General features: G+C 48.6%; 8 protein-coding genes. All 8 read right to left on the bottom strand.

What is annotated here, in order from left to right; genetic code table 11:
- On the bottom strand, window positions 1-473 hold a 473-nt coding region (locus ACI4WN_RS07485; protein WP_439777651.1), incomplete at its 3' end, for a hypothetical protein.
- A gap of 250 nt (window positions 474-723) precedes the next feature.
- On the bottom strand, window positions 724-2214 hold the full coding sequence (locus ACI4WN_RS07480; protein WP_439777650.1) for a glycoside hydrolase family 1 protein: 1491 nt from the start codon (window positions 2212-2214) through the stop codon (window positions 724-726).
- Window positions 2215-2848: 634 nt separating this feature from the next.
- Window positions 2849-3349, bottom strand: a complete 501-nt coding sequence (locus tag ACI4WN_RS07475; RefSeq protein WP_439777649.1) for a prolyl-tRNA synthetase associated domain-containing protein — start codon at window positions 3347-3349, stop codon at window positions 2849-2851.
- On the bottom strand, window positions 3342-3539 hold the full coding sequence (locus ACI4WN_RS07470; protein WP_439777648.1) for a hypothetical protein: 198 nt from the start codon (window positions 3537-3539) through the stop codon (window positions 3342-3344). Before ACI4WN_RS07470 ends, ACI4WN_RS07475 begins: the two co-directional genes overlap by 8 nt.
- A 135-nt stretch (window positions 3540-3674) precedes the next feature.
- Entirely contained in the window at window positions 3675-4697 is a 1023-nt protein-coding gene (locus tag ACI4WN_RS07465) for a YdcF family protein (protein WP_439777647.1), read from the bottom strand.
- A 148-nt stretch (window positions 4698-4845) separates the two neighbouring features.
- Complete coding sequence (locus tag ACI4WN_RS07460) at window positions 4846-5187, bottom strand: arsenate reductase family protein (RefSeq protein ID WP_439777646.1); 342 nt, start codon at window positions 5185-5187, stop codon at window positions 4846-4848.
- The gene (locus tag ACI4WN_RS07455) at window positions 5184-5414 is read right to left on the bottom strand and encodes a hypothetical protein (RefSeq protein WP_439777645.1); all 231 of its coding nucleotides are present in this window, start codon (window positions 5412-5414) and stop codon (window positions 5184-5186) included. Before ACI4WN_RS07455 ends, ACI4WN_RS07460 begins: the two co-directional genes overlap by 4 nt.
- On the bottom strand, window positions 5411-5701 hold the full coding sequence (locus ACI4WN_RS07450) for a hypothetical protein (protein ID WP_439777644.1): 291 nt from the start codon (window positions 5699-5701) through the stop codon (window positions 5411-5413). The genes ACI4WN_RS07455 and ACI4WN_RS07450 overlap by 4 nt, the downstream gene beginning before the upstream one ends.
- Between the last annotated feature and the right edge of the window lie 298 nt (window positions 5702-5999).

Below are 5999 nucleotides of genomic sequence, written 5' to 3'. Positions count from 1 at the left end.
TGAAACAGATCAAATCCCAGCAGCTCCAAGGCTTCCTTAATCTTCCCATAGGTCAGCCCCACTGCCCGCAAGTCAGCCGCATTATCATACCTTGGCACAAAGTCATTCCAGAGGACATAAGAACCAGCTGCCTTGACTCCGCTGTAAAAGTAAAAGACCAAGTTCTGGAGTTCCGTTTGACCCAAATCAGAAAGTCCACCTAACGGAAAAACCACCGCCTGGTCCCAGGCAAAGACGGTGTTCTCCATCACATGGTCGGTTAGCTCGCTGTAGATATACCGAGCAGCTCCCAGGTACAGTCCTGGATAGACGCCATCGCGGCCAACTAGAAAATAAAGACCCGGTCCATCGATCCCGGGCAGATCCTGGCATTCATTGATCATCTCATACGGCAATTTATAGGGCGTAACTGGCCAGTCTGTAAAAGCAAGCTTCAATCTTCCCTGACTGCTTCCATCTAACATTTCAAGCATAACTGATTCTGATCTTTTTCTCCTTCGTGTAAGCGGTTATTTTTTCGATCCATATCTTAATAAAAAAATGATGCCTCACGAAACTTGCAGGTGACGCCCCCTCATCCCTTGAGCCAGCAGACTTTTTACATTTCAGCCAAAAAGCAACTTTCCCATCAGACCGCGGATTCTCCGCCCTCATTTGTACTCAAAACTTTTTGTCAAAAAAATCCTCAAACAAAAAAGCAAGTGCCCCAGCACTTGCTTTTTCTTATTTCAAATCTTCACCGTTTGAAGCGATCACCTTTTGATACCAGTAGTAGGAATCCTTGACCGACCGCTTGAAGCTACCCTGGCCGTGGTTGTCGGCGTCGACGTAGATCTGGCCGTAGCGCTTCGCCATCTCGCCTTCGCCGTTTGACACCATGTCCACGCACCCCCAGTAGAGGTAGCCCATCAGGTCCACCCCATCCAGCTCAACGGCGTCCTTCATGGACTGGATGTTGACCCGCATGTAGTCGATCCGGTAGTCGTCGTGGACCGTCCCGTCTTCCACCTGGTCATTCCAACCGATCCCGTTTTCTACGCAGAAGAGCGGGCAGTGATAGCGGTTGTTAAAAATGTTCAGAGCAATGCGGAGGCACTGCGGGTCGGTCCCCCAGCCCCAGGCGTTAGTCTTGAGGTATGGGTTAGCCGCCTGGCCAGAGCCATTGGCACCATTGCCTTGGCCGATCAAGGCATCTTCGTGGGTCGTGTAAGTGGCTGACCCATAGCAGGAGAAGGACAAAAAGTCGCAAACCCCTTTTTTGAGCAGCTCTTGATCGCCGGCTTCTTCTGGCAGGACAATACCTTGGCGCTGATAGTCCAAAAGCTTGTAAGTCGGGTATTCCCCAGTCATCATCACGTCAGAAAAGGCCAAAGTATTATTTTGTCTTTCGCTGGCCAGCAGCTGGTCAGCTGGGTCACTGGTTAGCCCATAGCAAGGGCTAAAGGCCAGCATCATCCCCACCTTGATGTCAGGGTGGGTTTCATGAGCCCGAATCACCGTCTTAGCCGATGCCAGGAACTGGTGGTAAGCCGCGTTAGCAATGTTTTGCGGGTCGGCGTGGATAAGACCAGCCGCTACGTAAGGCGCAGCTTCCACCAGGTTGATTTCGTTAAAAGTCAAGTAGTACTTGACCTTACCGGCAAAGCGATCAAACAGGGTGCTAGCGTACTTAACGAAGAGGTCCACCAGACGCCGGTCGTTCCAGCCGTTACATTTTTGGGCAAAAATCAGCGGCGTTTCGTAGTGGTGAAGAGTGATCAAAGGCTCAATCCCGTATTTCAGGCACTCGTCGACCACCTTTTCATAAAAGCGCAAGCCTTCTTCATTTGGCTCACCTTCTGGATCAGGAAAGACCCGGCTCCACTTAACGGAAAAGCGCAGGCACTTGAAGCCTTCCTTGGCCATTAGGGCAATGTCTTCCTTATAGTGGTGGTAAAAGTCAGATGCAATGTGGCTTGGGTAGTAATATTTCGGGTCATCCAGTTCGACTGGCACAGCGCCATCTGGTAAGTGACGCTCTGGTGAGCCGAAGCAAAGCGGCGTTGAGCCGGTTTCACCGTCCGGCTTTTTCCAAGTAACTTGCCGTCTCACGGTGTGAGATCCATTGGTCATCACGTCGCCGGTACACAGGGCCGCGCCGCCTTCATGGACTGCCCCTTCATATTGGTTCGCAGCGGTTGCCCCGCCCCATAAGAAATCTTTGCGAAAAGTCATTTTTGTCTCCTTCTTTCCCCCGGATTGGTTAGTTATGCTTTAAAAATATTTTCTCTAGTTCCATGGTAGCACTTTCAAGACTAAATTGCTAGAAAAATGATAATCTTTTATAGAGATACATATATTTACTGACAACGTGGCTTGATTTGCACAAAAATGACTCAAGTAGCGACAAGCACGGCCCAATTCTTACTCAACTGGCGTCTCTTTTCATAAAAAGCTTCACACAAACTTACTCAAGTAACCCAACCCCCGGCCCAAATTTTACTCAACTAGCAGCGCGACCAAGTTAGTTGACATAATTTTTGTGCAGCTTTTTCCTTACTTGAGTAAGTTCTTGAGCAGCGATTTGCCCAGTTGAGTAAGTTTTTGTGCAGCTTTTTTACTACTTGAGTAAGTTCTTGAGCAGCATTTTTCTTACTTGAGTAAGTTCTTGTGCAGCGATTTGCCCAGTTGAGTAAGTTTTTGTGCAGCTTTTTCCCGACTTAAGTAAGTTTTTGTGCAGCTTTTTCTCTACTTGAGTAAGTTATTGAGCAACGATTTGCCCAGCTGAGTAAGTTTTTGTGCAGCTTTTTCCCTACTTGAGCAATCAAGCAAAAACAGCAAGTGCCTGAGGCACTTGCTGTCTAATAATTTATTCTTCAGGTAAAACCGGGATATCGACGTATTCGGCCTCGTTGCCATGGTCCCGGACCAGCTGCACCAGGTCGTCGGCATTCAGCCACACCGTCGCCGTATTCTCCATCGGGTGGGCCGCCACCTTGTTACCGGCAAATTCAGCATCGATAAAAAAGTGAACCCGGCGCTCGTCATCATTGAGCAAACCCAAAGGCGTCACCGAACCAGGCGTCAAGCCTAAAATGTCCATGAGGTCGCCTTCTGAGCAAAAAGACAGAGACTTCAACTCTTGCTGCTGGGCAAAGGCCTTTAGGTCAACGCGTTTTTCGCCCCGGACCAGGATCAGGTAAAAATGCCGCTTTTTCCGGTCATGGACGAAGAGATTTTTGGCATTGGCTTCAGGGTACGGAAGATCCACGTCGCGCAGGTCCTCCATCGAGAAGATGGGCTTGTGCTCCGTCACTTCATAAGGGATCTGGTGGTCGGTCAGCCACTGGTAGGTTTCTTGTTTATTCATTGCTTGTCCTCCTGCTTCTTTTTCCATACTTCTTAAAATAAGCCAGATTCGTCTTGCCCAAGGGATTCTCAACGGTGACTGGCACGTGGAGGAGCATCCGGTCCTCGCTTTGGTAAACGTGGTAGCTGTCGGAGGTGACGGTGAACTCCTTGGGTACGGTCAAAAGCTTTCTTAGCTTAACAATTGGCATGTAAGCGCCCCCTGAGATAGTCTACTTCCAGTATACGCTACTTTTGGAACAAAGGATCCGCCGATAAAAAAGTTTCCGCTTAAGCCATGTCAAAGAGAATCAGGACCAAAGACAAGACGGTCACCGCCCAACCAGCTAAGAAGAGCAGCAGGTGCTTTTTTCATGGTGGATGGCAACAAATTCCCGGATCAGGGCACTTGGCCAGTAGTAAGGCGCAATGTGGGCGCCGACGCCGGTACACTTGAGGCCGATCTTGCGGCAATAGCGCAAAGCCCGGTAAACGTGGTAGTTGCTGGTCACCAGGACCGTGTACTTACGACCAGAGCGGTCGTCGATCAGGGCCTTGGAGTTTTGCAGGTTCTCCAGGGTCGTGAGGGACTGGTCTTCTAAGAGGATGTGGTCGTCAGGGATGCCGTGGTCACGGAGGTACTGGGCCATGGCGTAAGCTTCAGAGACGTCTTCGTCGCCACCCTGCCCACCTGACGGGATCATCATTGGCGGGGTTGGATCCTTTTGATACAGAGAAATCGCCTTGTCCAGGCGGTCAGCCAAAAGTTTCGAGACCCGGCTGCCACCAATTAGGCCGCTGCCGTGGATGATGATGTAGTCAAAGTCATGCTTGTGGGGCACGATCTGGAGAAGGAGCGTGTAGAACATGAAGGCGACAAAGACCAGCGAACCGTAGACGACGGAAACGGCGATGAAGACGAAGATCATTGACAAAAGCGAGGCCTTGAGCGCCCCGTGCTCGGTCATGGACTGGAAAACACCCAGGTATGGCAGCAAAATGGCCAGCACCGTGCAGATTTCCCCGGCGCCAACAACCAGGCCTAAGAACAAAGACAACAGGTTCTGGAACCGGGTCCCCTCCTTTTTGATCATCTGCACGCCGTTAATGATTAAGATCACGGGCACGCAGAAGATGACGAGGACGATCAAGAGCGCGATCGCCGCAAAGGCGGCCTCTTGCCAGGGGCCAAACAAGGCGCTGACGACCGGGATCGTGAACAGCAAGGCGATAAAGCACAAGACGGTGTTGCGGTAACGGCTGCGGTCCCGCCACATGGACAGGGCTAAGATCCCCCAGCAGACCAGGGCTGGGATCGCCATGTGGAGCAGATTATTGGCATAGGCAGCCGGCGACATGTTAAGTTCCATTTTTTGTAAATACTCCCTTCAATAGGTACATAACATATCAAGTATACAGCAGATTGCCCTTAAATGATATATGAAAAAACGGTCAGCTGATGCTGACCGCTTTGAGGTTGGCTTGATAACAGGGATCCTGCTGCTTGATGTAGCTCAGCTATTCCCAAGTCTTCCAAACATCTGGCTGGTAGCCGGCCGTCGCCTTTTGGCCATTGCGGACTACCGGCTGCTTGACCACCAAGGGATGCTCTTGCACCTTCTCAAATTTGTCCTGGTCGGTCAGGTACTTGATGAGGGTGTAAGTGTCTTGGTCTTTGGTGTTCTCGTCTAACAGCTGGTCCATCCCGCCGACGGCTTGCAAGATCGACGTTAATTCCTTCTTGCTAAAGCCCTTTTGCTTGAGGTCAACGGATTGAAATTTGATCCCCCGCTCTTTAAAAAAGCGCTCGGCTTTTCTGGTGTCAGCACTTTTCTTGGTGCCAAAAATTTGAATGTTCATGGCTGCTCCCTTTCGTTTGGCTCTTTGTCTGTCTTGTCTTCTGTATCACTATCTATGCCAAAAAACTCCTCTGAGGACTTTTTCTTTCTTATCTCACGCAATTTTTTAATAGCCAACTCGGTGTGCTTCCTATTTTCTTCAGTTACTTGGCTATAGTCGTAAATGGATCCTTTATCAGACCATTCACGCCAGCGTTTGCCAGAATACGGCTTGTAATTTTGGCTCATTTGCTTTCCTCCGCTACACGGCCCTCGGTATAATCCCAGATTCTTTCTATTTCCAAACCATCCTTACTTAATTCATGACCGTCTGGAGTTAGTGAATCAGCAATTGCATCTATAAAGTTGGATTCAATATAGCGGAGTTCTGCTTCATCTTTAAGCGGGCGCTTAAATGCCCCATATTCCCCGTAAACCGTATTTTCTGGAATGCCATTTGGCCAGAGTAAAGTATAGAGTTCAGGATATTTTTCTTTCAAAAAAGGAATATCGTCTTTATAAAAAGTCAGATACATCTTTGCTCTCTCCTTTTCCTTGTAAGCCTAGCAAACCGGCTTTTATATATGCCAAGTGTAAGTTAACATTTAAGATAGATTAGCTATCCCCCACACAACGATAAAAAACAGAATTACAATGCCATACAGAACAGTTTCAAAAAAATCATCAATATATTTATGAAAAATACAATACACAATCAAGGTAATAATATAAACCTTAATTTCAAACCGATGTGAGCGCACATACTCTTTTATTTTGTCGGTCGATTGTATAATCAATTTGAACACCACTGAAAATCAGTAGTATTAGAATATA

It is taken from the genome of Lactobacillus sp., from assembly GCF_051893255.1.
GTDB lineage: Bacteria > Bacillota > Bacilli > Lactobacillales > Lactobacillaceae > Lactobacillus.
This window is presented reverse-complemented; position numbering and strand designations above follow the sequence as displayed.